Below are 284 nucleotides of genomic sequence, written 5' to 3'. Positions count from 1 at the left end.
GCTTTCGATAATCGCTGCTAGCTTATCCGCAGTATCTTGAACGGAGTGATTACTTTGCATCGTCACCAAACCCTTCTCAGCATTGATAGCAGTCATCGTTTCTGGCGTTGATTGCACCTTATCTGGCGCGTTTAAAATATTTTCAACACTGGCGCAAGAGGATACAGCCAAAGCTAACGCCGCAATAGAGATAATTTTAAGCATAAAAAGTCCTTTTTTATGGTGGTTGTTTATTCAGTGATTGATGGTTAGCAACATCGAATATTCATTGTGAGCTATAACAC

The 284-nt window shown here is 40.5% G+C and carries 1 protein-coding gene; it reads right to left on the bottom strand.

Annotation, left to right across the window (positions count from 1 at the left end; all coding sequences use genetic code 11):
- Positions 1 to 204 (bottom strand): hypothetical protein (locus AAEZ05_RS28235; RefSeq protein ID WP_350649870.1); only part of this gene is annotated, 204 nt, incomplete at its 3' end.
- Positions 205 to 284: the final 80 nt, after the last annotated feature.

It is taken from the genome of Pseudomonas sp. HY13-MNA-CIBAN-0226 (assembly GCF_040310305.1).
In the GTDB taxonomy this organism is placed as follows: domain Bacteria; phylum Pseudomonadota; class Gammaproteobacteria; order Pseudomonadales; family Pseudomonadaceae; genus Aquipseudomonas; species Aquipseudomonas gregormendelii.
Note: the sequence above shows the minus strand (reverse complement) of the source record. Positions and strands in the feature narration are given on the sequence as shown.